Source organism: Actinomyces sp. oral taxon 169, assembly GCF_013394715.1.
Lineage (GTDB): Bacteria > Actinomycetota > Actinomycetes > Actinomycetales > Actinomycetaceae > Actinomyces.
In genome coordinates, this window is the sequence record NZ_CP058259.1 from 1248363 (window position 1) to 1274016 (window position 25654).

The following is a 25654-nucleotide window of genomic DNA, read 5'->3' on the forward strand; positions in this document are numbered from 1 at the left end:
GCCGGAAGGCGCACCGGCTCGGCTAGAGTGAAGCCGACGTCGCTCAACGCCGTCGTCGAGAACGATCCTGCCCCTCCCAAGGACCTTTGTGCCCCTGAGCACCACCGCCTCCGACCCGCGTGGCGCGGACGAGCGTCCCGCCCTCATCCTGGCCAACCTCGGCACGCCGTCGGCCCCCACTGCCAGAGCCGTCCGGCCCTTCCTGCGGGAGTTCCTCTCCGACCGCCGGATCGTTGAGACGCATCCCCTCCTGTGGCGTCCCGTCCTGGAGGGCATCATCCTGCGGGTGCGCCCTCGCGCGTCGGCGGCGAAGTACGCCACCATCTGGCGCCCCGGGGAGGAGACCAGCCGCTCGGGCTCCCCGCTCATGCACTACAGCGAGCGACAGGGCGAGCTGCTCCAAGAAGAGCTCGGCGAATCCGTCCAGGTGCGTATCGCCATGCGCTACGGGCAGCCGGCCCTGCGCCGCGTCATGGGTGAGCTCATGGAGGCCGGCTGCCGCAGGATCGCCCTCATCCCGCTCTACCCGCAGTACGCCGCCTCCTCGGCCGGCACCGTCGTCGATGAGGCCGCCCGTTTCATCCTGGCCTCCCGCAACCAGCCCGAGCTGCGCACCATCCGCTCCTTTGAGACAGCGCCCGCATACATCGAGGCCCTCGCCACCGCACTGGAGCAGCACTGGCAGGTCCACGGCCGCCCCGACCCGGCCGCCGGCGAGCGCCTCCTGCTGTCCTTCCACTCCATCCCCCAGGCCATGCACGACGCCGGAGACCCCTACCGCTCCGAGTGCGAGCGCACCGCCCAGCTCCTCTCCCGGCGACTCGACCTGCCCGATGGCCTCGCCCAGCTCACCTTCCAGTCCGTCTTCGGGCCCGCCGCCTGGATCGGACCGGCCACCATTGACACGGTCAGCGATCTCGGCCGCGCCGGATGCCCCCGCCTCGACGTCATCTGCCCCGGCTTCATCTCCGACTGCCTGGAGACTCTCGAGGAGATCAACCAGCTCAACCGCGAGACCTTCACCACTGCCGGGGGCGGCAGCTTCCACTACGTCCCCTGGGGCAACGACTCCGACGGCGCCATCGCCGCCCTGGCTCAGCAGGCCAGAAAGGTGCTGGCCGGCTGGATCTGAGCCCGGCGCTGCCCGGTGGTCGCAGCAGGCCGGAAAGTCGGTCTCAGCACGAGAGACCACAGGCCCTCACCGAGGAAACTGATGCCCGGGACGGTATGGTGACGCGAACAGTCCCGATTCTGTGAGGAAAATGCCGTGCATCTTGAGTGGTGGTCCGTCCTGCCCTTCGCGGGCATGCTCGCCTGCATCGCCGTCCTACCGCTGATCCCGGCCACGGCCCATTGGTGGGAGAAGCACTCCAGCCAGCTGATCGTCGCCGTGGGGCTGGGGGTGCCGGTGGCCGCATGGATGTGGCTCGCCCTGGGCTGGACGTCCGTCTTCGCCGCCGTGGTGGAGTACGTCCAGTTCATCTGCCTGCTGCTGGCCCTGTTCGTCGTCTCCGGAGGCATCTTCCTCAAGGGCGACATCCGGGCCACGCCCCGCAACAACACGATCTTCCTGGCCATCGGCGGAGTCCTTGCCTCCTTCGTGGGCACCACCGGCGCCGCCATGCTCCTCATCCGGCCCCTGCTGGCCACCAACAAGGAACGCCACTACCGGGTGCACACGGTGCTGTACACGATCTTCATCGTGGCCAACTGCGGTGGCCTCCTCACGCCCCTGGGCGACCCGCCCCTGTTCCTGGGCTTCCTGCGCGGGGTGCCCTTCACCTGGACCTTCAACCTCCTGCGCGAGTACCTCTTCGTCAACGTCATGCTGCTGGTGAGCTACTACGCCCTGGACTCCTACTACTACTCCCAGGAGCCCGCCAAGGCCGTGCACGACGACGACACCGAGATCGAGCCCCTGGGCCTCAAGGGCTCACTCAACTTCGTCTTCTTCGCCGTCATCATCGCCGCCGTCGCCTTCGCCCCCTCCGTCGACGCTCACGCCATCGAGGAAGGGCACGCCGCCCTGGGCGACTGGATCCCCGTGCGCGAGTTCATCATGCTCGCCTCCGCAGCCGGCTCCTACTTCCTGGGCAGCCGGGAGGTCCGCTTCAAGGACAACCAGTTCACCTGGGGCCCCATCGCCGAGGTCGCCATCTTGTTCATCGGCATCTTCCTCACCATGATCCCGGCCCTGCACTACCTCGACGAGGTCGCCGGCTCGCTGCCGCTCAACGAGGTCACCTTCTTCATCTTCACCGGCGGGCTCTCCTCCGTCCTGGACAACGCCCCCACCTACGCGACCTTCTTCGAGATGGCCGGCAAGGTCTCCCACCCCGGCGGCGCCGACGTGGCCGGGATTCCCGAGCTCTACCTGGTGTCCATCTCGCTGGGCGCCGTCCTGTGCGGTGCCATCACCTACATCGGCAACGGCCCGAACTTCATGGTCAAGTCCGTCGCAGAGTCCGACGGCGTCGAGATGCCCAGCTTCGGCGGCTACGTGGGGCGCTCCATGAAGCACCTGGTGCCGATCATCGCCGCCATGGTCCTGCTCTTCATCGCCCCGGGCCTCCTGTGGAAGGCCCTGGGCGGAGTGCTCACCGTGGGGCTGCTGGCGCTCGACGCCCGCCTGCTGTCCCAGTCCCGCCGCCTAGCCCTGGCCGACCAGGCCGAGGCCGCTGAGGGCTGATCCGCCCTTCCCTCACCCGGCCCGTCTCCGGACTCGGCCGCGCTGAGCCCCTTTTTCGCCCCACGGGCGGGAGGGGCTCAGCGTGTGCCCGGGGCGGTGACGAAGTCGATGAGCTCCTCCATGCGGCCCAGCAGGCTCGGCTCGAGGTCCTTGTAGGAGCGCACCGTCGCCAGGATGCGCTGCCAGCCCCGGGCGATATCGGCCTGGTCGGCGTGCGGCCACCCCAGGGCCTCCAGGGTGCCGTGCTTGATGTCGGTGCCCCGCGGGATGTCCGGCCAGCGCTCCAGACCCACCCGGGCCGGCTTGACCGCCTGCCACACGTCCACATACGGGTGCCCCAGAACCAGCACGTTCTCCCCACCGGGCATCTCGGACACCCGCTGAGCGATCCGCGACTCCTTGGAACCGGCCACCAGGTGGTCCACGAGGACACCGGCCCGCCGCTCGGGGGCCGGGCCGAAGTCGGCCATGACCTCCTCGAGGTTGTCGACGCCGTCGAGTATGAGGACGACGACGCCTTCGTGGCGCAGGTCGTCACCCCAGACCTTCTCCACCAGCTCGGCGTCGTGCTTGCCCTCCACCCAGATGCGCGAGGCGCGCGCTACCTTGGCCCGTTCACCCTCGACCGCATAGGAGCCCGAGGCCGTCAGCCGTCTGCCGGCGGCGCTCACCGCGCCGGTGGGCTTGCGCCTGCGCGCCACGGGCGGGTCCAGGATCACCGAGCGGCCCTCGATCCAGAACCCCGGCCCCAGGGCGAAGCCGCGGCGCACACCGTGGCGGTCCTCCAGGACCACGACGTGCTGACCGCCCGACTTCTCCACCGCCACCGCGGCCCCGACGAAGCCGGTCTGGCGGTCCTCGACCACCAGTCCCGGTGTCACCGGCACGTGCACCGACTCCGGGCGTATGGCGCCGGGCCCGGTGCGGTGCGGGTTGACCGACAGCACGTCCCCGCCGTAGCGGTCGCTCGACGAGGGCCTGCGGGCAGCGGGTGTGCTCGCAGCCGCCCCACCGTGCGAGCGCGAACCGACCGGGGCGTTCTGCGCCTGCTGCTTCTGCTCCGCCTCGGCGCGAGCCCTCAGGGCGGCGCGGCGGGCGGCAGTCGATCCGGGAACGGGGGAGCGGTACGGGGCGGGCGTGTTCACCCTCGGCACGGTAGGGGAAACTCACGGTCCGCCGGCGGTGGACCCGCCGGAGCACAGCGTAGGATGGCACTCGCATGGGGTGAGTGCTAATCCGCTGGCCGCACCCCACCGGTGTGCGGGCGGCCTGTCGCCTGACGCCAGCACTGATCGCGTCTCGGCACTGATGAGGGGAGGAGGACCCGTGGCCAACGACCGACGCCTCAAGGTCCTGTCCGCCATCGTCACCGACTACGTGCGCACGCGCGAACCCGTGGGGTCCAAGGCCCTCGTGGAGCGCTACCGACTGGGCGTGTCCCCGGCGACCATCCGCAACGACATGGCGGCCCTGGAGGACGAGGGCTACATCCACCAGCCGCACACCTCCGCCGGGCGCGTGCCCACCCAGAAGGGCTACCGGCTCTTCGTCGACGAGGTCGCGCGCATCAAGCCCCTCTCGGCACCCGAGCGCGCCGCCATCACTGCGCTCCTGTCCGGAGCGGTCGACCTGGAGCAGGTCGTGGCCCGCACCGTGCGGGCCCTGGCCCAGCTCACCGGCCAGCTCGCCGTCGTCGAGTACCCGAGCCTGCGGTACGCGGCCCTCCAGCACCTCGAGCTCGTGGCCCTGGGACCCGAGCGCGTCCTGCTGGTCATCATCACCGACACCGGGCGCGTCGACCAGCGCACCGTGACCCTCAGGTCCAGGGGCTCCCTGAGCTCCCGCCATGACGGGGGCTTCGACATCGCCGACGTCGTCGACCCCCTCGTCCTGGAGCGCCTGCGCACCCGGCTCAACGGTGCCCTCGCGGGCCGCCGCGCAGCCGACGTCGCCCCGATCCTGGCGACCTTGGCCGAGCAGGCGCCCGCCGACGAACGCTTCCTGCTCGAGGCCGTCTCCGACGAGCTCATCGCCGCCCTGCGCCCCGACGCGGAGGAGCGGCTCGTCGTCGCTGGGACCGCGAACCTGGCCCGCGCCACCCCCGACTTCTCCTCCCTGGGTCCCCTCCTGGACGCCGTCGAGGAGCAGGTGGTGCTGCTTCGCCTGTTCACCGCCGATAACGGCGCCGCGATTGGCGAGAACCGAATGCGCGTGAGCATCGGATCGGAGAACAACGACGACGCCCTGGCCGAGGCCTCCGTCGTCACCACCACCTACGGGCCGGGAACCGGTGAGGCTGTCGCCCACCTCGGGGTCATCGGCCCCACCCGTATGGACTACCCGGCCACCATGACCGCCGTCCGGGCCGTGGCCCGCTACCTGTCCCGGTTCCTGTCCCCACCGGAGACCTGAGAACCGGCCTGCCCGACCCGCCCCCAAGCGGCCCGGCCGGGCACGCCCCCAGACCACCACCGCAGAAGTCGTAGCCGTAAAGGAAGAACGCAGTGAGCAACTACTACGAGGTCCTCGGCGTCAGCCGCGACGCCAGCCCCGAGGAGATCAAGAAGGCCTACCGAAAGAAGGCCCGCCAGCTGCACCCCGACGTAGCCGGCCCCGGCCACGAGGACGAGTTCAAGGAGGTCTCCTCCGCCTACGAGGTCCTCTCCGACCCCGACAAGCGCCAGATGTACGACCTGGGCGGGGAGGACGCCGTGCGGGGCGGAGGCGGATTCGGCGGCGGCTTCGCCGGAGCCGACTTCGGCGACCTGGGCGGCATCTTCCAGTCCTTCTTCGGCGGGGGAGCGGCCAGCCGTGGACCGGCCTCCCGGGCCCGCCGCGGCCAGGACGCCCTCGTGGCCGTGGACGTGGAGCTCTCCGACGTCGCCTTCGGGGCGACCCGGTCGGTCCCCATCGACACCTACGTCACCTGCACCGCCTGCGACGGCTCGTGCTGCGCGCCGGGCACCGAGCCGGTCACCTGCTCCCAGTGCAACGGGGTCGGCAACGTCCAGCGCATGACCCGCACCCTGCTGGGGCAGGTGATGACCTCCTCGCCCTGCCCGGGCTGCCAGGGCTACGGCACCGTCATCGTCACCCCCTGCAAGGACTGCTCCGGCGAGGGCCGCACCCGTGTGCGCCAGGACCTGGAGGTCTCCATCCCCGCCGGGGTGTCCACCGGGACCCGCATCCGCATGTCTGGGCGCGGCGAGGCCGGCCCGGCCGGCGGCCCCAACGGCGACCTCTACCTGGAGATCCACGAGAAGCCGCACGAGTTCCTCGAGCGCGACGGTGACGACCTCTACACCGAGCTGCGCGTTCCCATGACCGCGGCCGCCCTGGGTGCCGTCTTCCCGCTGCAGACCCTCGACGGCGAGCAGAACGTCACCGTCAAGGCCGGCAGCCAGCCCGGCGACGAGGTCGTCCTCGACGGCCTGGGCGTGGGGCGCCTGCGCCGCAAGGGCCGCGGGGACCTGCACGTGTCCATCGTCGTGGAGACCCCCACGCGCCTGGACGACCGTCAGCGCGAGCTGCTAACCGAGCTGGCCCGCCTGCGCGGGGAGGACGACGTCGAGCCCGTGCGCGACTCCGGCGTCATGGGCAAGCTCAAGGAGCGCTTCTCCGGGCGCTGAGCGTCACTGCGCGCCTGGGGCCGCGGTCCGTGGCGGCGTTCAGCTGTTGGTCGGCGGCTGGTCGGTCTGAGACTGGTTGGCTTCAGATGACTCGGGCCAGTAGTAGGAGTCGGGGGTGGCCCGGGCCCCGAAGATCGCCTGACCCACCCGCACGCAGGTGGAGCCGCCCTCGATGGCGGCCTCGAAGTCCCCGCTCATCCCCATCGACAGCAGCCCGTCGCCGACGGTGCCCGCTTCGAGGGCGGCGTCGCGCAGCCGGCGCATGACGCTGAAGCACTCGCGCACCCGTGCCTCGTCACTGGTGTTAGCGGCCAGGGTCATGAGCCCACGCACCCGCAGCGAGGAGTAGGTCGGCAGCGCCGCGAGGAAGTCGGCGACGTCGTCGGGCTCCAGCCCGAACTTGCTGGGCTCGCCCGAGGAGTTGACCTGCACGTAGACGTCCAGGCCCCGCCCGGCTGCCTGGAGGCGCCGGTCAAGGGCCCCGGCCAGGCGCAGGGAGTCCAGGGCCTGGAACTCGTCGGCGAAGGCGGCCACGTTCTTGGCCTTGTTCGTCTGCAAATGGCCGATGACCGACCAGGAGATGCCCAGGTCCGCTAGGTTCTCGCTCTTGCGCTGGGCCTCCTGGACCTTGTTCTCACCCATCTGGGTGATGCCCGCGGCGAAGGCGGTGCGCAGGCGCTCTTCGGGGACGGTCTTGGACACCGGCAGCAGGCGGATCTCGGCGGTGTCGCGGCCGGCGCGCTTCGCGGCGGCGTCGATGCGGGCGCGGACGGCGTCCAGGTTGCGGCGGAAGTCCTCCACCGTGACGGCGGTGGTGTACGAGGGGGACGGAGACGACTGAGGGGGCTGGGCGGCTGCTGAAGAGTCGGTCATGGTCACTGACGCTAGCACCGCCGGCGGACGCCTGTTGGGTACGGCCCGTAGGCTGGAGCCGTGACCGCACCCGTCTTCCTCTTCACGCCCGAGACCATCGAGCCCGCCGACGCCGCCGCTGCAGCGGGGACCGGAACCGTCCTCATGCTCACCGGGCCTGAGGCCCGCCACGCCGTAACCGTCAAGCGCCTGCGTGCCCAGGAGCGCGTGGACCTCGTTGACGGCGCTGGTCTGCGCCTGGTCTGCGAGGTGACCGGGGCCGGCGTCGGTGGAGCCAAGGACCGTCTGGCCGTGCGGGTCCTGGATCGGATCGAGGAACCGACGCCGCCGCTGCGGCTGACCCTTGTTCAGGCCCTGGCCAAGGGCGGGCGCGACGAGCAGGCCGTGGAGACCGCCACCGAGGTCGGTGTGGGGCTGGTGCTGCCCTGGCAGTCCGAGCGCTGCGTGTCCGTGTGGCAGGGCGCCAAGCAGGCCAAGGGACGCCAGCGCTGGCAGGCCACCGCCCTCCAGGCCGCCAAGCAGGCCCGGCGGGCCCGCGTGCCCGAGGTCGAGGAGGTGCGGGACACCCGCAGTCTGGCCGACTGGGTGGGGCAGACGGTTCGCGGCGGGGGAGTGGTGCTGGTCCTGCACGAGGAGGCCAGCACCCCGATCAGCACTGCGATGGAGTCAGTGCGCCTGCCCGCGCCCGGAGAGACGCCGCGGGCGCTGGCCGTAGTCGTGGGGCCCGAGGGTGGTATCAGCCCCGAGGAGACGGCGGCCCTGGAGGCCGCTGGGGCGACGACGGTGCGGCTGGGCCCCCACGTCATGCGCACCGCCTCAGCCGGCCCCGTCGCCCTGGCCGTCCTCGCCCACGCCAGCGGCCTGTGGGAGTGAGACGCGCAAGTGCGTTGCTCGAGTCCTGACCAAGAAATGGAGTGATTTGTCTTCACAAGAGTATGACTGTTGTACATACTGTGAGTATGAGCAGCATGACGACGATCAAGGTGGAGCGCAGCACAAGGGACGGCTTGCGGGCCCTGGCGTCAGAGCGCGGGGTGACCATGGATGCCGCGCTCAAGGAGCTGCTCGAGGATGCGGCACGTGAGCGGCGCTTCGCCGAGGTGCGGCGTGCGATGGAGGCTCACCCGCCGGACGAGACCTATCTCAAGGAGCTCCGTGAGTGGGAGTCGGAAGCATGGAGCTAGCAGCCCCGGTTGAGCCGGGCGAGGTGTGGTGGGCACTTCCCGATCCTGCTGTCGGGCGAGAGCAATCCGGGCGTCGTCCGGTCCTCATTGTGTCCAATGAACGATTCCATCGAACGGTGACGACGCTTGTCGTCGTGGTTCCCGTGACAACGAAGGATCGGCGCTGGCCGAATCACGTGGAGCTCAATGCGGGAACAGGGATGGAGCAGCGATCGTTTGCCATGACCGAACAGGTGCGCACGATCTCGCGTCAGCGTCTCACCAAGAAGATCGGAGTCGTGGAGAGGGCTGTCCTTCGGAACGTGCACGAATGGCTGGTCGACTACATCAGATAGCACGCGCTGAGAGGTCGCAGAAACAATGATGCTGGCGGCACCTGCCTGCGTGCGGAGGGTCGCGCGGCGGTTGGGAGCCGTAGCGCGGCTGCTTCCCAACTGAGCGGCTTGCGGGCATGCTCTGACCATGAGCGAGACGAGTGAGCGATGAGCCCGCGGGGGCGGCGGCCGGCGGGGAGCCCGGACACGCGCGAAGCCATCCTGGCGGCGGCCCGCACCGCCTTCGCCCGCGACGGCTACCAGACCTCTCTGCGCGGCATCGCGCGCGATGCCGGCGTCGACCCGGCTCTGGTCCACCACTACTTCCCGGACCGGGCCACGCTCTTCGCCAAGGCCGTCATCGAGTCGACCGCCGGGGTCGATGCCAATCTCATGCACCGGGCGGCCTCCATCACCGAGCTCGAGCCCGAACAGCTGGGGGAGGGGATCGTGCGCGCCGTCATCAGCCTGTGGGACGAGGCTGGGGCGGACCGCTTCACGGCGGTCATCCATGCCGCACTCGGCCAGGGCAGTGACGTCGAGCCCTTCCGCGACTTCATCGCCATCGGAATCCTCGCGCCGATTGTCACCCACTTCTGTCCCGACCGCCCCGAGCTGCGCGCCCAGCTCATCGCCAGCCAGATCATCGGACTCGGCCTGGCCCGCTGGGTCGCCCGCATGGACCACATCGCCGGCCTCGACGTCGAGACGCTAGTTGCGCTCGTCGGCCCCACCATCCAGCGCTACGCCTTCGACGACCTGCCCGGCCCCGCCGATCCCGACTGAGCTCACCCGAACCCGTCCCTGGACAGGGGGTCGCCGTCAACCTATATTCATCACATGATGAAAAGCGATGCAGGAGACGCGCCCCGGGAGTCGGGGGCCAGCAACCAATCGCACGACTCCAGTCGAGACATCACGTCCTCAGCCACCTCGGCGCCGGCGGCCGTCACCGCGACGGACCTGCGCGTGACCCGTGGGCGCAAGGAGATCCTCCACGGCCTGGACCTGAACCTGGCGCCCGGCACCATCACCGGCCTGCTCGGCCCCTCGGGCTGCGGCAAGACCACCCTCATACGCACCGTCGTCGGCGTCCAGCGCTACAGCGGACAGATCGAGGTCCTCGGGCACGCTCCCGGCGCTGCCGCCGTGCGTGGTCGGGTCGGCTACGTCACCCAGGGCCAGGCCGTCTATAGAGACCTGACCGCCCGCCAGAACCTGCGCTACTTCGCCTCCCTGGCTGGCAGCCGGGCCCGCGAGCTGGATGAGGTCCTCGACGTCGTCGGGCTCACCTCCCTGGCAGACCGGCCCGTGTCCACCTACTCCGGCGGCGAGGCCGGGCGCGTGAGCCTGGCCTGCGCGCTCGTGGCCGACCCCGACCTGCTCGTCATGGATGAACCGACCGTCGGCCTGGACCCGGTCACCCGTGAGGAGCTGTGGGCCCCCTTCCACGCCCTGGCCGAGCGCGGCGCCACCCTCCTGGTCTCCAGTCACGTCATGGACGAAGCCTTCCGCTGCGACCAGGTCCTCCTCATGCGCCAGGGACGCATCCTGGCCACCACCACGGCCAAGGACCTTCTGGCCAGCACCGGGGCGGACACCGTGGACGCTGCCTTCCTGGCCGTCATCGCCGACTCCGAGAGCCGACCCGAGCAGAAAGGAGGGCAGCACTGATGCGCCTGCGCACCTACCTGGCCACCACCCGCCGCATCCTCACCCAGCTGCGCGCCGATAGGCGCACGGTCGGCCTCATCGCGATTGTGCCGGCGGCGCTGCTGACCCTGCTGTATTTCGTCTACCGCGACTATCCTGGCGCGAACCTGCTGTTCAACCACATCGCCGTCTCCATGATGGCGATCCTGCCGACGACGGTCATGTTCCTGGTCACCAGCGTCGCCATGCTGCGCGAGCGCGTGAGCGGCACCCTGGAGCGGCTGTGGACCACCCCGATTTACCGAGCCGACCTCTTGTTCGGCTACGCCTCCGCCTTCGCGCTGACCGCCATCATCCAGTCCCTCATCCTGTGCTCCGTGGCCGCCTGGGGCCTGGATGTGGACATCTCCGCCTCCTGGGGGTGGGTGGTGCTCACCGCTCTGGTGAACGCCTTCGTCGGGGTGTCCCTGGGACTGCTGGTTTCGGCCTTTGCCCGCACCGAGTTCCAGGCCGTCCAGTTCATGCCGGTGGTCATCGCGCCCCAGCTGTTCCTGTGCGGGCTCCTGGTCAGCCGTGACCAGCTGCCGCGTGCCCTGGAGGTGGTCGGTGACGCCCTGCCCATGAGCTGGGCGGTCGACGCCGTCACCGAGCTCACGATGGCCAGCGAGCCTTCCGACGATTTCTTCCGATACCTGGCCTACCTGGTCTGCTTCGGCCTCGTGGTGCTGGGTGTGGCGGCCTCCACCGTGCCGCGCAAGACCCGCTGAACCGGGAGGGACCAGCAACGGCGGGCGTGAGGGCGAGGACTGTCGCGCCCGCCGTGCGGTGGTGCCTAGTGGGGTTAGGGTTGCCTTATGTGGATGGTCTTCGCCTGCGGATCAGCGCTTTTTGCCGGCATCACCGCCGTCCTGGCCAAGGAGGGGATCCGCACCACGGACTCGACCGTGGCGACGGCGCTGCGCACTATCGTGGTGCTGGCGGGTGCCTGGGGCATGGTGTTCGTCGTCGGCTCGCAGGCCGAGCTGGCCCACCTCGATGCTCGCAGCACTGGGCTGCTGGTGCTCTCGGGGTTGGCGACCGGGGCCTCCTGGCTGTGCTACTTCAAGGCGCTCCAGCTCGGCAGCGTCAGCAAGGTGGTGCCGATCGACAAACTGAGCACAGTGCTGACCGTGCTGCTGGCCCTCATCTTCCTGGGGGAGAGGGTGAGCCTCGTCGGTGCGCTCGGAGTGGCTCTGATCGCTGTCGGGACGTTGTTGATGCTCGACGCCGATGACCTGCGCGGCCTGCCCCGGGCCGTGCGCGACGGCGGGGGCTGGCTGCTCTATGCGCTCGGCTCAGCCTTCTTCGCCGCACTCACCGCGATCCTTGGTAAGGCCGGCATCACCGGGGTGGAGTCCAACCTCGGTACCGCGATCCGCACCGGGGTGGTGCTGGTGATGGCCTGGGTGATGGTGGCCGTCACCGGCAAGCTCCGGGAGGTTCGTACTGTTCCGCGTGGTGAGCTCGGTTTCGTCCTGGCCTCGGGGGCAGCTACCTGTGCCTCGTGGCTCTGTTACTACCGAGCGCTCCAGGACGGCCCGGCCAGCGTGGTCGTCCCCATCGACAAGCTGAGCGTCCTGGTCACCGTCCTGTTCTCCGCCCTCGTCCTGCGCGAGGCCGTCAGCAGGCTGTATCTCATCGGGCTGACTCTGCTCGTCGGAGGGACGCTGGCCATGCTGGTTGTCTGACTTTCCTCGTCTGATGTCTCGGTATCGGACTCTGCATGAACTTCTCAATAGGGGGACTTCACTTGGCGTCTTGACTTAGTGACTTAGTTCTTCATCTTGGTGCCCTGACTTAGTGACTTAGTGCTCCGGTTCGGCTTCCTAGTGCCTCGCTCGGCGCCTTGACAAGTCGACTTAGTGACTTAGTGATGTGGGTGCCGACTTAGTGAGTCGTCGTATCCTGCGATCTGGGTGACCCCTGTCTGAGCGTCTCCTCATGCGGAGGACGAATACGCCGAGGAACGGCGGTCATGCTGGCTAGCGTCGGTAGTGAGATGATGACAACGTCGACTGCTTTGCCTAATCGGTTCAGTCTCATTCGTCATGCTCACCGGGATCCTTGATAAGGCTGCCGTTACTAGGAGGAATCCATACTCGGTGCCGTAATCCACATCGGGGTGGTCCTGGTGACAGCATGGGTGATGGTAGCCGTCATCGGAAGACTCGACGAGCTCCGTGCTGTCCCTCGTGGTGAGTTCGACTTCGGCCCGGCTTCCGGGGTAGTCATCTGTGCCTCTTGGCTCTGCTACTACTGAACCTGCCGGCACGGCCTTGCCAGCGTAGTCATACCTGAGCCTGCTCGTCGACATCTTCTTCTCTGCTCTCGTCTTGCGCGAGATTCTCGGTAGGAAGTATCTCATCGGGATGACTCTGATTGTTGGCGAGATTCCCGTCTTACTGTTCAATTAACTTGGGTTCGTCATTGATAAACTCTGTCCATTTCGCTCCTTCCGGTAGGCCATCGCTAGTCAACGTGATTGTTGGAGGGAAAAGCATGTCAGACGTCTCTCTTAAATCTTCATTAAATAAGGCTCCTTGAAAATCAGTGAGCTCATCCATCTTAGCTTCATCAAAGTCGGCGCAGCCTATGAAGTAAGTCTTTGTGAAAATGGCCCGCACGAGCTTGGTTGGATAGTTGATTGGATTGCTATCCTGCGTCCGTAAGCTGGTGTTATATTCAGTGTAATCTGGCGAGAAGTCGGCCTCCTTTCGGAAAATCGCTTGATGGAAATTGGCTTCACTTTCGAAAACTGCCCCACGGAAGTTCGCTACTTTTACAAATACTGACCTATCCCCTTTTTCTGTTGAAGCAAAACTAACTACTCTTGCAAACTTGGTGCGCTGAAAAGTGGTTTTGCCTGAGAATTTTACGCCACGGAAGTCGGCGTCACTCACAAATGTAGTGACGCCATCTCCGGCTGGACCGAAGTTTACATCGTAATGAAATGCGCTAAGCTGGAATCTTGTATATGAATTAAAAATGCATCCACCAAAGTTGGTTGCATCCTGGAAGTGCGAACCGGTGAAATTGACTTCATTATAGAAGACTGTGCCCTTACAACTTAGTTTAGACGTGTGTGTGTATTGGAAGTCCAGTGGTTCCATGATGGTTGCTCCGTCGAGGTTGATGAGATAGCGGCTCCAAGGGCCTGGGCGTGAGTCTTCGGGGCTGCTGGAACCTGGTGGGTAGAATCTTAAGTGATCTCGCAATACGGAAAGAACTGCCGATTCTGTAGGGCCGTCTGAGTTGAGAGTGGGGTTCTGAGTGAGCTCCTTTTCTGCAGCCGTTGTTATTCCTTCTTTAAAGGAATTATCAAGTTCTTCCTTCGGGATTTCTGTTTTGTTGTTTATCGATGTAGAGTTGCTGGCGCCTGAACTATGTGTTGTCATGTCGGAGTCGGTGGTTTTCTTGATCTTGATGTGTCGCTCGGTCCTCAAGTAACCGCATAAAATTTCAACTACACGCTTATTGTAGTCGACTCTATATTTTTCGCTCCCGTAGGTGTCGGCGACATCAGCCAGGGCGTAGACTCCCGCAATACGAACTTGAGGTGACTTAGAGCCTAACTGCTTGATGGCGGCAGTTAATTGTTTGTCGGCCTCTCCTTCGTTCTGACGAACTTCTTCTCGTTCGGCACTGGCTTGTTCGCGATACTTGATAACGAGGTATCCGACTGCACCTATCCCGCCGACTGCGGTGAAGGTGCTTGAAAGCAGTTCCTTGAAACTTAAGGATTGTCCGCTCTTCCATCCGGCGAGAAAATTCCCTCCCCACAGCCAGCTTAATAATGTGTATGCAGCGACACTTAGAAGTACCCAGGTTGCTATCCAGCGAAATAATGGGTACTTTTCTTTAATGCAGTTAATGGTCGACAATCCGGTCAATAGTGCTAAGTAAATCATGATTACGGAAACGTTAAGCATGATTGTGCCGATATTGAAAGTGTTCATGTTGCTTAAATTTGTTGTGACCTTGTCGGCGAGTATTGCCATAAGTGACGAGATTAGTAAAATTAGCCCCATTTCGACAAATACAGGATTACCGGTAATGTTTCTAAGCCTATCTAGAATTGACTTCATTTTACCCTAATTTCTTGCTTGGATTTTGCGATTCTGGAAAAACTAGTTTTAGGCCTACGGGATAGATGCCCTTTAGTTGAGGTTTCTTGCTGCCTGCTTGGTGGGTAGTCGGTGTGGTGTTCCTGAGAGATGATACAGTGATCTGTCTTCTCATGTTGTTTGAGTTCTCAATATATCTTGATGCTGGCGTGCTGGTTGACGCAGTACGATCGGTGCACGATGACAGACGCTTACACCACGCCCACCGAGCCGACTGCCGGTCAGGATCCTGCCGTCTCCGGCGCGTCCTTGGCACCCTCCACGCCGCCGACCCTCCGGTCGCTCGGTGCTCCGGCCCAAACCACCTCCGCCGAACCTGCGGACGTCACGCGCACCCTCACCCTGCCTGAGGATGTCGCCCCGGTGACCCTCCTGGGCGCCCGGGACGAGGTCCTGCGCGCCATCGAGAAGGGCTTCACCGACGTCGACATCCACGTGCGCGGCACCGCCGTCACCGTCTCCGGCCCCGCCGCCCGCGTCGACACCGTCGTCGTCCTGCTCTCCGAGCTCATCGACGTCGCCCGCACCGGCACGCCCCTGACCGCGGACGCCGTCGAGCGCGCCGTCGGCCTGTTGGAGACCTCCACGCGCCCCACCGAGGTCCTCACCGACGACATCCTCACCTCCCACGGCCGCACCATCCGCCCCAAGTCCCTTGGCCAGAAGGCCTACACCGACGCCATCGAGGAATCCACCATCACCTTCGGCATCGGCCCCGCCGGCACCGGCAAGACCTACCTGGCCATGGCCAAGGCCGTCGACGCCCTGGCCCGCAAGCGCGTCTCGCGCATCATCCTCACCCGCCCCGCCGTCGAGGCCGGCGAGAACCTCGGCTTCCTGCCCGGCAGCCTCACCGACAAGATCGACCCCTACCTGCGCCCCCTCTACGACGCCCTCCACGACATGCTCGAGCCCGAGGCCCTGCCCCGCCTCATGGCCGCCGGCACCATCGAGGTCGCGCCCCTGGCCTACATGCGCGGCCGCACCCTCAATGACGCCTTCGTCATCCTCGATGAGGCCCAGAACACCAGCCCCGAGCAGATGAAGATGTTCCTCACCCGCCTCGGCTTCGGCTCACGCATGGTCGTCACCGGGGACATCTCCCAGGTCGACCTGCCCGGCGGACGCGAGTCCGGCCTCATCGTGGTGCGCAAGATCCTCGCCGGGGTCGACGGCATCAGCTTTTGCGAGCTCGGATCGGCTGACGTCGTGCGCCACCGCCTCGTGGGCCGCATCATCGAGGCCTACGCCCGCCACGACGCCGAGGTCGCCGCCCAGGACGCCGCCTCCCGACCCGCCGGACCGCCTGGCCGCAGCGGCCGCAACAGCCAGTACCGTCGGGGGAGCAGCAACCGCCCCGCCCGGCCTTACTCGGAGAGGAACCCGCATGACCACTGAGGTCATCAACGAGACCACCACCGTCATCGACGCCGCCGAGTTCGCGGCCCTCGCCGACCACGTCCTGACCGCCATGCACGTCAGCCCCGCCGCCGAGCTCAACATCATGTTCATCGACCCCGAGCCCATGGAAGAGCTCCACGTGCGCTGGCTCGACCTGCCCGGCCCCACCGACGTCATGAGCTTCCCCATGGACGAGCTGCGCCCCGGCTCAGCCGACTCGCCCACCCCCGCCGGGACCCTGGGCGACATCGTCCTGTGCCCGCAGGTCGCCGCCAAGCAGGCCCTAGCCGCCGGGCACTCCGCGGTCGAGGAGATGCTCCTGCTCACCGTCCACGGCATCCTCCACCTCCTGGGCTACGACCACGCCGAGCCCGAGGAGAAGAAGGAGATGTTCGACCTCCAGCGCCGCCTCCTGCTGACCTTCCTGGCCGAGCGCGGCAAGTGAGCCCCGCGTGACCGGCATCCCCACCGCCGCGCTCATCGCCTGCGCGGTGATCGTTCTGGCCCTGGGTGCCCTCCTGTCAGCCGGCGAGTCCGCCCTGCTGCGCTTCACCCGGGCCGCCGCCGACGACCTCGTCGAGGAGGGCCGCCGCGGAGCCGCCCGGGTCCGCCGCCTGGCCGAGCACCGCACCCGGGTCCTGGGCGCCCTCAGCGTCGCCCGTGTCGCCGTCGACATGCTCGCCGCCGTCCTCATCACCCTGGCCGCCTCCGGGCTCGTGCGCGCCTGGTGGCAGGTCCTGGCCCTGGCCCTGCTGGCCAACATCATCCTGTTGGGCGTCGTCGTCGGCTTCTCCCCACGCACCTACGGCCGACGCAACCCCGCCGCCACCCTGCTCGCCCTGGGTGGCCTGCTCACCTGGGTCGACGTCCTGGCCGCCCCGCAGCGCCGCCTCGTCTCCCGCACCCGCCGCCCCGAGTCCGCCCCCACCGACGCCGAGACCCGCGAGGCCGTCAACGAGGACCTGCGCGAGATGATCGACGAGATCGGCGAGACCGACACCATCGAGGACGAGGACCGCGAGATGATGCGCTCGGTCGTCGAGCTCGGCCAGACCCTCGTGCGCGAGGTCATGGTCCCACGCACCGACATGGTCACCATCGACGCCCACAAGCCCGCCTCCGCCGCCATGCGCCTGTTCATCCGCTCCGGCTACTCACGCGTCCCCGTCATCGGGGAGGACGCCGACGACGTGCGCGGCATCCTCTACCTCAAGGACGTCCTGCGCCGCCTGGCCGCCCACCCCGAGCACGAGGCCCTCGCCGTGGCCGGATTCGCCCGGGATGCCGAGTACGTCCCCGAGACGAAACCCGCCGACGACCTCCTGCGCGAGATGCAGACCGGCCGCTTCCACATGGCCCTGGCCGTCGACGAGTACGGCGGCACCGCCGGCCTGGTCACCATGGAGGACCTCCTGGAGGAGGTCGTCGGCGAGCTCACCGACGAGCACGACCCCGAGCTGCCCGAGGTCGTCGAAGTCGCCCCCGGCACCTACCGTGTTCCCGCCCGACTCGCTCTGGACGAGCTCGGCGAGCTCTTCGACCTCGAGATCGACGACGACGACGTCGACACCGTCGGCGGCCTGCTCACCAAGGCCATCGGCCGCGTCCCCCTGCCCGGCGCCGCCGGAGACACCCAGGGCGTCCACCTCCAGGCCGAGGAGGCCACCGGCCGCCGCCGCCAGGTCTCCACTATTCTCGCCTCGCGCACCCCCGTACCCGAAGAGGACACCGATGACTGACACCGCCGACCACACCGCCCCCGAAGCTCACGACGACCAGCCCCAGGCCCCCGAGGAGCTGCTTGCAGAGCCCCTCGAGATGCCCGCGCCCGGACCCGCCCCGGCCGGCTTCCGCTTCCCCACCGACGCCGAGCTCATGGACGGCCCCAACCCGCTCACCGACCCCGACGACGACTCCGACGGCGAGGACGAGCCCGGAGGCGAGGACGACGACTCCGACGGCGCTGACGGTTCCGATGACCCCGGCGCCACCCGGCTGGACGCGGACGGCTTCCCGATCCTGGACGGGGACGACGCGGACGAGAGCGCCGACTCTGCGGACTCGGCCCGCGTTGAGATCGTCGTCCCCGACTTCCCCGAGGACTTCCGCGCCGGCTTCGCCTGCATCGTGGGCCGCCCCAATGCCGGCAAGTCCACCCTCACCAACGCCATGGTTGGCGCCAAGATCGCCATCACCTCCGGGCGCCCCCAGACCACCCGCCACAACGTGCGCGGCGTCATCCACAAGGAGAACGCGCAGATCGTCCTGGTGGACACCCCCGGCCTCCACCGCCCCCGCACCCTGCTGGGCAAGCGTCTCAACGACCTGGTGCGCGAGACCCTCGCCGACGTCGACGTCGTCGTCTTCTGCATTCCCGCCAACGAGAAGATCGGCCCCGGCGACCGCTTCATCACCCGTGACCTCGCCGAGCTGCGCACCCCCGTGGTCGCCGTGGTCACCAAGGCTGACACCGTCACCCGAGAGGCCCTGGCCGTCCAGCTCCTGGCCGTCAGCGAGCTGGGGGAGTGGGCCGACATCGTCCCGGTATCAGCCCAGCGCAACGAGCAGATCGACGTCCTTGAGGAGGTCCTTCTCAAGTACATGCCCCTGTCCCCGCCGCTGTACCCCACCGGTGAGATCACCGACGAGCCCCAGCAGGTCATGATCGCCGAGCTCGTGCGCGAGGCCGCCCTGGAGGGCGTGCGCGACGAGCTGCCCCACTCCCTGGCCGTCGTCGTCGACGAGATCGCCGACCCCGACGACGAGCGCGAGGTCGGCCATATCAAGGGCGCCGGAGGCCGCCTCCAGGTGCGCGTGAGCCTCGTCGTCGAACGCGACTCCCAGAAGGCCATCATCATCGGCAAGGGCGGACGGCGCCTCAAGGAGGTGGGCGTCACCGCCCGTAAGGGCATTGAGCAGCTGCTGGGGCGCAAGGTCTACCTCGACCTGCACGTGCGCACCGCCAAGGACTGGCAGTCCGACCCCAAGGCCCTGGCCCGCCTCGGCTTCTGAGCCGCCCCACGCAGTCAACGCAGCGGTGCGGGCGGCATCTAGGACCAAGGGAACTTGCGACACCTTCAGACTCAGGGCTCGAATCAGTCGCGCACAAGGGGTGCCGTAGCGCACACTTGGATGGTCCGATGTCATATCGACCTGGAGGCCAAACGCATGACGAACAACGCCGTTCCCAGTCCGCCCCGCACCGACGCAGGCAACGCAGGACGTCGCTGCCCCGACGACCTGTGGGCGCTGGGCGAGAAAGCTGTCGCCCGAGCACGCCGGTGGGCTGACGAGTCGGCATCTGAGCCGGTACCGCGCTCAGCCAAGCTCCTTTCCCGCATCCTCTCCGACCCTGAGGGCCTGACCTTCACCACCCGCTTCGTCGACGACGTCGTGCGTCCCACCGACCTCGACGTCGCCAGCACCGCCCTCAAGCGCCTGTCGGCAGGGCGCACCGACTTCCTGCCTCCCTCCCTGGCCGGAGCCATGGGGCTGGGCTCGGCCGCCTCCCGCCTCGCCCCGCGCACCGTCACCGCGGTCGCCCGGCGAGTCTTCCGGGAGATCGTTGGCGACCTCGTCGTCGACGCCACCGACAAGGGACTCGGGCCCGCCCTCGCTCGCCTGCGCAAGGGCGGCAATCGCCTCAACGTCAACCTCCTGGGCGAGGCCGTCCTGGGGGAGAAGGAGGCCTCCCGCCGTCTGGCCGAGGTCTCCCGCCTGGTCACCCGCGAGGACGTCGACTACGTCTCGGTCAAGGTCTCCGCCGTCACCGGCCCCCACAACCCCTGGGGCTTCGAGGAAGTCGTCGCCCACGGCGTCCAGGCCCTCCTGCCGCTCTACCGCCTGGCCCGCGACCACGGCACCTTCCTCAACCTGGACATGGAGGACTACAAGGATCTCGACCTGACCATCGCGGTCTTCACCGCGATCCTCGACCAGGAGGACATGCGCGGCTACGAGGCCGGAATCGTCCTGCAGGCCTACCTGCCCGACTCCCTGGGCGCCATGCAGCGCCTCCAGGAGTGGGCCGCCCAGCGTGTCGCCTCCGGCGGCTCGCGCGTCAAGGTCCGCATCGTCAAGGGCGCCAACCTGTCCATGGAGAAGGTCGATGCCGAGATCCACGGCTGGGAGCTGACCACCTGGCCCTCCAAGCAGGCCACTGACACCAACTACAAGCGCATGCTCTCCTGGGCGATGACGCCCGAGCGCACCCGCAACATCCGCCTGGGCGTGGCGGGCCAGAACCTCTTCGACATCGCCTTCGCCTTCGAGTTGCGCGCTGCACGCGGCGTTGAGGACAGCGTCGAGTTCGAGATGCTCTCCGGCATGGCCACCGGCATCCAGGAGGTCGTGCGCCGCGACACCGGCCACCTCCTGCTGTACGTGCCCGTCGTCGACCCCCACGAGTTCGACGTCGCCATCTCCTACCTGGTGCGCCGCCTGGAGGAGAACGCGGCGCCGGAGAACTTCATGTCCGGCGTCTTCGACCTGGCCAGCAACGAGCAGATCTTCGACCGCGAGCGCGACCGCTTCCTGGCGGCCCTGTCCGACCTCGACCCGGACGCCCCGGTGCCGGTGCCCAACCGCACCCAGAACCGGCTCGCCGAGCGGGAGGCGGGCATCCCCGAGGAGACCGGCACGGTGGCCGAGCGCGCCAGGAGGCCCTTCGTCTCCGAGGCCGACTCCGACCCGGCCCTGGCCGCCAACCGCCAGTGGGCCCGGGACATCGCTGCCGCCATCCCGGGATCCACGCGGGGCGTGGCCGAGGTGGAGGCCGGCGCCGCCCGCCTGGCCACGAACGCCGACGTCGACTCCCTGGTGGCCTCAACGGCCGAGGCCGCAGGCGTCTGGCAGTCCCTGGACCCGGCCGAGCGTGCCGCCGCCCTGCACCGTGTCGGCGACGTCCTGGCCGCCCGGCGCGCCGAGCTCATCGAGGTCGCCGGCTCCGAGGCCGGCAAGACCATCGACCAGTCCGACCCCGAGGTCAGTGAGGCCATCGACTTCTGCCACCACTACGCGGAGTCCTCGCTGCTCCTGCACGACCCGGAGTACATGGTCGGGGCCCGCTTCGCCCCGGTGGACGTCACCGTGGTCGCCTCGCCCTGGAACTTCCCGGTGGCCATCCCCACCGGGGGAGTGGCCGCGGCCCTGGCGGCCGGCAGCGCCGTCATCCTCAAGCCCGCCCCGCCGGCCCGACGCTGCGCGGCCGAGCTCGTGCGCGCCTTCCACGACGCCGGGATCCCCGAGGACCTCGTAGTGCTCGCCCCGCTGGAGGACGGAGAGGTCTCACGCCACCTGGTGACCCACAAGGACGTCGACCGCGTGGTCCTCACCGGCTCCTACGACACGGCCCGCCTCTTCCGCTCCTGGAAGCCGGACATGCACCTGCTGGGGGAGACCAGCGGCAAGAACGCCATCATCGTCACCCCCTCGGCCGACCCCGACATCGCCGTGCGCGACGCCGTCTACTCGGCCTTCGCCCACGCCGGCCAGAAGTGCTCGGCCTCCTCCCTGCTGGTCCTGGTCTCCTCGGCCGGCAAGTCCGAGCGCATCGCCCGCCAGCTCGTGGACGCCACCGCCTCCCTGCGGGTGCGCCTGCCGCTGTCGCTGGACTCCCAGATGGGGCCCGTCGTCGTGCCCGACGACGAGAAGGCCGTGCGCGGCCTGACCACCCTGGGGGTCGGTGAGCACTGGGTCCTCAAGCCCCGCTACCTCGGTGACGGCCTGTGGACCCCGGGTATCCGTGCCGGGGTCGTGCCCGGCAGCGAGTTCCACCTCACCGAGTACTTCGCCCCCGTCATCGGCATCATGCGGGTCGACACGCTCGAGGAGGCCATCGAGGCGGTCAACGCCGTCGACTACGGGCTCACCTCCGGGCTCCAGACCCTCGACGCGGCCGAGCTGGCCGTCTGGCTCGACTCGATCCAGGCCGGCAACATCTACGTCAACCGCGGCATCACCGGGGCCATCGTGCGCCGCCAGCCCTTCGGCGGCTGGAAGCGCTCGGCCATCGGCTCAACGACGAAGGCCGGCGGCCCCTCCTACCTGCTGGGACTGGGGGATGTGGAGCCCGCAGACGGCCAGGACGTGAAGGGACTGGCGGACCAGGGCACTGCGGCGCTGGACCCGCGCGTGGCGAGCCTGTGCGACGCCGTCAGCGGCCAGCTGGACGAGTCCGACCTGGCCGGGCTGCGCCGCGCCCTGGTGGCCGAAGCCTCCGCCTGGAGGAGCGCCTACGGCGTCAACCGCGATGTCACGGCACTGGCCTGCGAGCGCAACGTCCTGCGCTACCGGCCCACTGACGTGCTCGTGCGCGCCGGGGCGGGAACCGAATTGGCCGACGTCGTGCGCGTCATGGCTGCCGGTGTGCGGGCCGGTGGCTTCGTCAGCCTGTCCGTGGCCGACCGTCTGCCCCAGCCGTTGCAGAACGCGCTGCAGGCCGCCGGCGTCCAGGTGGCGGTCGAGGACCAGGGGGCCTGGGACGCCCGCCTGGCCGAGCTCGCCGCCTCCGGCGGGCTGGGAACGCGCGTGCGCATCCTCGGTCCGCGTGAGGAGACCTCCGCGGCCCGCTGGAGCCACGCCAGCCGGGTGACCGGCGGAAGCCCCGACATCGCCCTGTACACGGGGGCCGTGACGGCCTGCCCGCACTCCGAGCTGCTGCCCTTCCTGCGCGAGCAGGCAGTGGCCATCACCAACCACCGCTTCGGCACCCCGCTGGACCTGGCCGAGGGCCTCCTGTAGGGCGGTCTGCGCCCAGGCGAAGACACGTAGCTGAACCGAGTAATCGGGTGGTGCCCTCCCTATCCGGGGAGGGCACCACCCGATTGCGAGCAACGCCTCCGAGCTCCTGATGAGCCTCGTCGCTCCCTTGCCCCTGATGATGCTACCCGAGTAGCATGCAGGTATGAAGTTAAGCGTGAGCTTGTCGGAGAGTGACCTCATTCTGCTGGACCGATGCGTGGAGCGCGACGGTTTGGCGTCGAGGTCTGCTGGTATTCAGAATGCCATCCGCCTGCTCGGAAATGCTGATCTTCAGGATGCTTATGCTGAGGCATGGTCCTCCTGGGATGCCTCTGATGATGCAGCCGTCTGGGATAGTGCGGTCGCTGACGGGATCGATAGAGGTGAGGATGCTTCGAGGTGAAATCCGCCTTGTCGATTTTGATCCTTCTGTCGGCAGTGAGGCGAACAAGCGTCGACCTGCGCTCATAGTGAGTAACGATCATGCCAATGCGGCGGCCGCGCGCCTTGGTCGTGGTGTGGTGACAGTGGTCCCATTGACGAGCTCAACCTCGCGAGTTCTTCCCTTTCAGGTCTTCCTCCCCTCGGAGGCGACCGGCTTGCCCAAGGACTCCAAGGCTCAGGCGGAGCAGGTTCGATCGATTGCTGTGGAGAGAGTCGGCGAGGTTGTCGGCTGGTTACCCAGTGGCCTGATGAAGATGGTCAATGAGGCTCTGATCCTGCATCTCTCCTTGTGATGGAGTCTCACGTCAGGCGGGGGAACTCCTCCAGGGAGAAGACCGACTCCACGGGCACGTCGAAGTAGCGGGCGATGCGCAGGGCCAGGTGCAGTGAGGGGGCGTACTCCCCGCGCTCGAGGTAGCCCACCGTCTGGTAGTGGACGCCGAGGGCCTCAGCGAGCTCTCGGCGACTCACTCGGCGGTCGGCGCGCAGGACCGCGATCCGGTTGTGGACGACGTCGTCGGACATGGTCACAGACCGGTCTGGGAGCGAATGGTGGACTGCACGCGCGCCAGACTACCGATCGTCTCCTTGCGGAAGCTGCGCCGCACGATGAACGAGGCTCCCGCGAAGCCGAGAACCGTCCAGGTCGCCAGGATCCCGATGGCGAGCACCGGAGAGAAGGCTCGGCCCACCTCCCACGAGGGGTCCCCCACCAGTGCCCAGCGGGTCAAGTGCCCCGACCAGTACGTCGGCAGCGCCAGCTGAACCGCCTGCAGCCTGGAGGGGAAACGGTCCATGGGCATGAAGAAACCGCTCGTTCCGATGAGGGCGAACATAGGCAGGTAGGAGGCCATGAAGCTGTAGACGCCGCGGACGAAGGCACCCACGAGGAAGCCCAGCGGGGCCGTCGCAACGGCTGACAGCACCATGAGCGGCAGACAGGCCAGCACCTGGGATGTACTCAGGGGCAGCGCCTCAACGAATAGGGCTCCCCCGAGAAGAATGGCGCCCTGGAACACGAGGGTCTGAGTGACTGAGGACATCGTCTTACCGATGGCCCACGTCAGCGGGCCGTGAGGCAGGACGCGCACTCGCAGCAGGGCACCACCGATACGGTCGACGTAGGTCTCGCTGGCGATCTGAAAGGTGATGAAGCAGCTGATCGTGCCAATGCTGCCGGCGAGGAACATCGGGCCGATACTCGCTTGGGTGTTCCTGCTGACGATCACGAGGGCGCTCACGGAGGACAGCAATGCGATGCCCGACCCGACAACGCCTGCTCGCAGGTCCAGGGCCGCCTGGCGACGGGCCGCACGTAGAACTGCCAGGAAGGTGCGAATGCTCATGACTGGGGCTCCTTGCTGCTGACGAGGGAGAGGTAGGTCTCCTCCAGGGTGGGGCGGGTGATGGTGAGCCCGGAGATGGCGTCGAGGTCGAGCTCCTTGACGAAGCGCTCGGGGCAGTGGGTGGAGTGGACGTGGTGCGTCCCGTCCTGGACCCAGGTGATCTCGGCGCCACGATCGAGGCGCTCGCGCAGCGCCGTGACCGTGCCGTCGGCGAGGATCCGTCCCTCGTTCATGATGAGCACACGGGAGGCAAGGTGCTCGGCCTCGGCCAGGTCGTGAGTGGTCATGACGATGGTGGCGTCGTCGTCGACCCTGGCCAGAATGAGATCGTGCAGTCGCGCCTTGGAGACCGGGTCCAGTCCGGTAGTCGGCTCGTCCAGGACGAGGAGCTCAGGCGCGGCCATGAGGGCGGCCGCGAAGTCAATGGTACGTCGCTGCCCGCCGGAGAGCCTCGACAGCCGGGAGTCGGCCTTCTCGCTGAGGCCGACGGCGTCGAGCACCTCGTCGACGCTGCTCACCCGCCTCGCCGCCGTCAGCTGGACCGAGCGGATCCACTCCAGCTGGTCCCTCACCCTCCACTTGGCGTGGTCGGTCCAGCTCTGCTGCACCAGCCCGACCCTCGCCCAGAAGTCGGCGCCCGCCCGACGCGGATCGGTGTCGAGCACGCGCACCCTGCCGCTGGTCGGGGTCAGAGAGCCCAGCAGGTTCTCCACGAGGGTCGTCTTGCCCACGCCGTTGGGGCCGAGCAGGCAGACAACCTCGCCGGCCTCGACCGACAGGTCGATGCCACGCAGCACCGGGGTGTCCCCGTAGGAGAACTCGAGGTTCTCCGTGGTGATGACTGGAGCCATCGCACAAACCCTCCTGAGTAGAAGCGCAACTGAATGTAGTAGAGATGCTACATCATGGTGTTGGTGTGCGTTAGGACGTGAGGTATGGATCGAGGTTGTAGGTCCTTCATCCTCTGTCTCACACTGCGGTCCCGTACGCCCCTTACCTGACGATGGGTCCTCATCGGGGTAGGGTCTACGTCGTGCGAGCGACCCCAGGCCACCAGGTGAGCCTCCTGCTTAGTCGCCGCGGCGGGGCCTGACAGGCCGGCACCCCGACCGCGGCTGACTCGTTCTGCTCGGCCACGTTCGCGGCCGCGTTCCTCAGGAGTCAGATGAGTCTTCCGGGAACCGCCGTCGAATCACGAAGCACCTCACCCAGGAGAG

The 25654-nt window shown here is 67.6% G+C and carries 23 protein-coding genes; 17 read left to right on the forward strand and 6 right to left on the reverse strand.

Annotation, left to right across the window (positions count from 1 at the left end):
• The first annotated feature begins 88 nt into the window (after nt 1-88).
• Nucleotides 89-1132 carry a ferrochelatase gene (gene hemH / locus HW274_RS05380; RefSeq protein ID WP_185989386.1) on the forward strand — a complete coding sequence of 348 codons (1044 nt, stop codon included), beginning with the start codon at nt 89-91 and terminating at the stop codon, nt 1130-1132.
• Between the two features lie 135 nt (nt 1133-1267).
• A complete protein-coding gene (locus HW274_RS05385; RefSeq protein WP_185989387.1) occupies nt 1268-2689 on the forward strand; it encodes a sodium:proton antiporter in 1422 nt (473 codons plus the stop codon).
• Between the two features lie 77 nt (nt 2690-2766).
• Here the strand turns inward: HW274_RS05385 and HW274_RS05390 are convergent, their stop codons facing one another.
• On the reverse strand, nt 2767-3843 hold the full coding sequence (locus HW274_RS05390) for a DUF3097 domain-containing protein (protein ID WP_185989388.1): 1077 nt from the start codon (nt 3841-3843) through the stop codon (nt 2767-2769).
• 172 nt (nt 3844-4015) lie between these two features.
• Between HW274_RS05390 and hrcA the strand changes: the two genes are divergently transcribed.
• Nucleotides 4016-5101: a heat-inducible transcriptional repressor HrcA gene (gene hrcA / locus HW274_RS05395; RefSeq protein WP_075404073.1), complete on the forward strand. Its 1086-nt coding sequence runs from the start codon at nt 4016-4018 to the stop codon at nt 5099-5101.
• Between the two features lie 92 nt (nt 5102-5193).
• A complete protein-coding gene (gene dnaJ, locus HW274_RS05400) occupies nt 5194-6318 on the forward strand; it encodes a molecular chaperone DnaJ (protein WP_185989389.1) in 1125 nt (374 codons plus the stop codon).
• Between the two features lie 39 nt (nt 6319-6357).
• On the opposite strand, the gene HW274_RS05405 is transcribed toward dnaJ, so the two are convergent.
• On the reverse strand, nt 6358-7191 hold the full coding sequence (locus tag HW274_RS05405) for a YggS family pyridoxal phosphate-dependent enzyme (RefSeq protein WP_185989390.1): 834 nt from the start codon (nt 7189-7191) through the stop codon (nt 6358-6360).
• Between the two features lie 60 nt (nt 7192-7251).
• On the opposite strand from HW274_RS05405, the gene HW274_RS05410 reads away from it, so the two are divergent.
• The 7 genes from HW274_RS05410 (at nt 7252) to HW274_RS05440 (ending at nt 12069) form a co-directional block, all read left to right on the forward strand.
• Entirely contained in the window at nt 7252-8064 is an 813-nt protein-coding gene (locus HW274_RS05410) for a 16S rRNA (uracil(1498)-N(3))-methyltransferase (protein WP_185989391.1), read from the forward strand.
• 86 nt (nt 8065-8150) lie between these two features.
• On the forward strand, nt 8151-8375 hold the full coding sequence (locus tag HW274_RS05415) for a hypothetical protein (RefSeq protein WP_260679199.1): 225 nt from the start codon (nt 8151-8153) through the stop codon (nt 8373-8375).
• The gene (locus tag HW274_RS05420; protein ID WP_260679201.1) at nt 8366-8710 is read left to right on the forward strand and encodes a type II toxin-antitoxin system PemK/MazF family toxin; all 345 of its coding nucleotides are present in this window, start codon (nt 8366-8368) and stop codon (nt 8708-8710) included. Before HW274_RS05415 ends, HW274_RS05420 begins: the two co-directional genes overlap by 10 nt.
• Nucleotides 8711-8857: 147 nt before the next feature.
• Nucleotides 8858-9475, forward strand: coding sequence for a TetR/AcrR family transcriptional regulator (locus HW274_RS05425; RefSeq protein WP_185989394.1), 618 nt, complete (start codon nt 8858-8860; stop codon nt 9473-9475).
• A 54-nt stretch (nt 9476-9529) separates the two neighbouring features.
• Nucleotides 9530-10363 carry an ABC transporter ATP-binding protein gene (locus tag HW274_RS05430; protein ID WP_185989395.1) on the forward strand — a complete coding sequence of 278 codons (834 nt, stop codon included), beginning with the start codon at nt 9530-9532 and terminating at the stop codon, nt 10361-10363.
• Nucleotides 10363-11109, forward strand: coding sequence for an ABC transporter permease (locus HW274_RS05435; RefSeq protein ID WP_185989396.1), 747 nt, complete (start codon nt 10363-10365; stop codon nt 11107-11109). Before HW274_RS05430 ends, HW274_RS05435 begins: the two co-directional genes overlap by 1 nt.
• An 87-nt stretch (nt 11110-11196) precedes the next feature.
• Nucleotides 11197-12069, forward strand: coding sequence for an EamA family transporter (locus HW274_RS05440; RefSeq protein WP_185989397.1), 873 nt, complete (start codon nt 11197-11199; stop codon nt 12067-12069).
• A 711-nt stretch (nt 12070-12780) separates the two neighbouring features.
• On the opposite strand, the gene HW274_RS05445 is transcribed toward HW274_RS05440, so the two are convergent.
• Entirely contained in the window at nt 12781-14379 is a 1599-nt protein-coding gene (locus HW274_RS05445) for a pentapeptide repeat-containing protein (RefSeq protein WP_185989398.1), read from the reverse strand.
• 306 nt (nt 14380-14685) lie between these two features.
• Between HW274_RS05445 and HW274_RS05450 the strand changes: the two genes are divergently transcribed.
• From HW274_RS05450 to HW274_RS05475, 6 genes are all read left to right on the forward strand, one after another.
• Complete coding sequence (locus HW274_RS05450) at nt 14686-15903, forward strand: PhoH family protein (protein WP_185989399.1); 1218 nt, start codon at nt 14686-14688, stop codon at nt 15901-15903.
• Nucleotides 15893-16351 carry an rRNA maturation RNase YbeY gene (gene ybeY, locus HW274_RS05455; protein ID WP_004565094.1) on the forward strand — a complete coding sequence of 153 codons (459 nt, stop codon included), beginning with the start codon at nt 15893-15895 and terminating at the stop codon, nt 16349-16351. The genes HW274_RS05450 and ybeY overlap by 11 nt, the downstream gene beginning before the upstream one ends.
• A gap of 7 nt (nt 16352-16358) precedes the next feature.
• Complete coding sequence (locus HW274_RS05460; RefSeq protein WP_185989400.1) at nt 16359-17645, forward strand: hemolysin family protein; 1287 nt, start codon at nt 16359-16361, stop codon at nt 17643-17645.
• Entirely contained in the window at nt 17638-18918 is a 1281-nt protein-coding gene (gene era, locus HW274_RS05465) for a GTPase Era (RefSeq protein WP_185989401.1), read from the forward strand. The genes HW274_RS05460 and era overlap by 8 nt, the downstream gene beginning before the upstream one ends.
• A 156-nt stretch (nt 18919-19074) precedes the next feature.
• On the forward strand, nt 19075-22647 hold the full coding sequence (locus HW274_RS05470) for a bifunctional proline dehydrogenase/L-glutamate gamma-semialdehyde dehydrogenase (protein WP_185989402.1): 3573 nt from the start codon (nt 19075-19077) through the stop codon (nt 22645-22647).
• A 335-nt stretch (nt 22648-22982) separates the two neighbouring features.
• Nucleotides 22983-23384, forward strand: coding sequence for a type II toxin-antitoxin system PemK/MazF family toxin (locus HW274_RS05475; protein WP_269502717.1), 402 nt, complete (start codon nt 22983-22985; stop codon nt 23382-23384).
• A gap of 7 nt (nt 23385-23391) precedes the next feature.
• On the opposite strand, the gene HW274_RS05480 is transcribed toward HW274_RS05475, so the two are convergent.
• From HW274_RS05480 to HW274_RS05490, 3 genes are read right to left on the reverse strand one after another with little or no spacing between them, the layout of a single operon-like run.
• Nucleotides 23392-23616: a helix-turn-helix transcriptional regulator gene (locus HW274_RS05480; protein ID WP_020991564.1), complete on the reverse strand. Its 225-nt coding sequence runs from the start codon at nt 23614-23616 to the stop codon at nt 23392-23394.
• A gap of 2 nt (nt 23617-23618) precedes the next feature.
• Nucleotides 23619-24437, reverse strand: coding sequence for an ABC transporter permease (locus tag HW274_RS05485; RefSeq protein WP_185989403.1), 819 nt, complete (start codon nt 24435-24437; stop codon nt 23619-23621).
• Complete coding sequence (locus HW274_RS05490; RefSeq protein WP_185989404.1) at nt 24434-25288, reverse strand: ABC transporter ATP-binding protein; 855 nt, start codon at nt 25286-25288, stop codon at nt 24434-24436. The genes HW274_RS05485 and HW274_RS05490 overlap by 4 nt, the downstream gene beginning before the upstream one ends.
• Nucleotides 25289-25654: the final 366 nt, after the last annotated feature.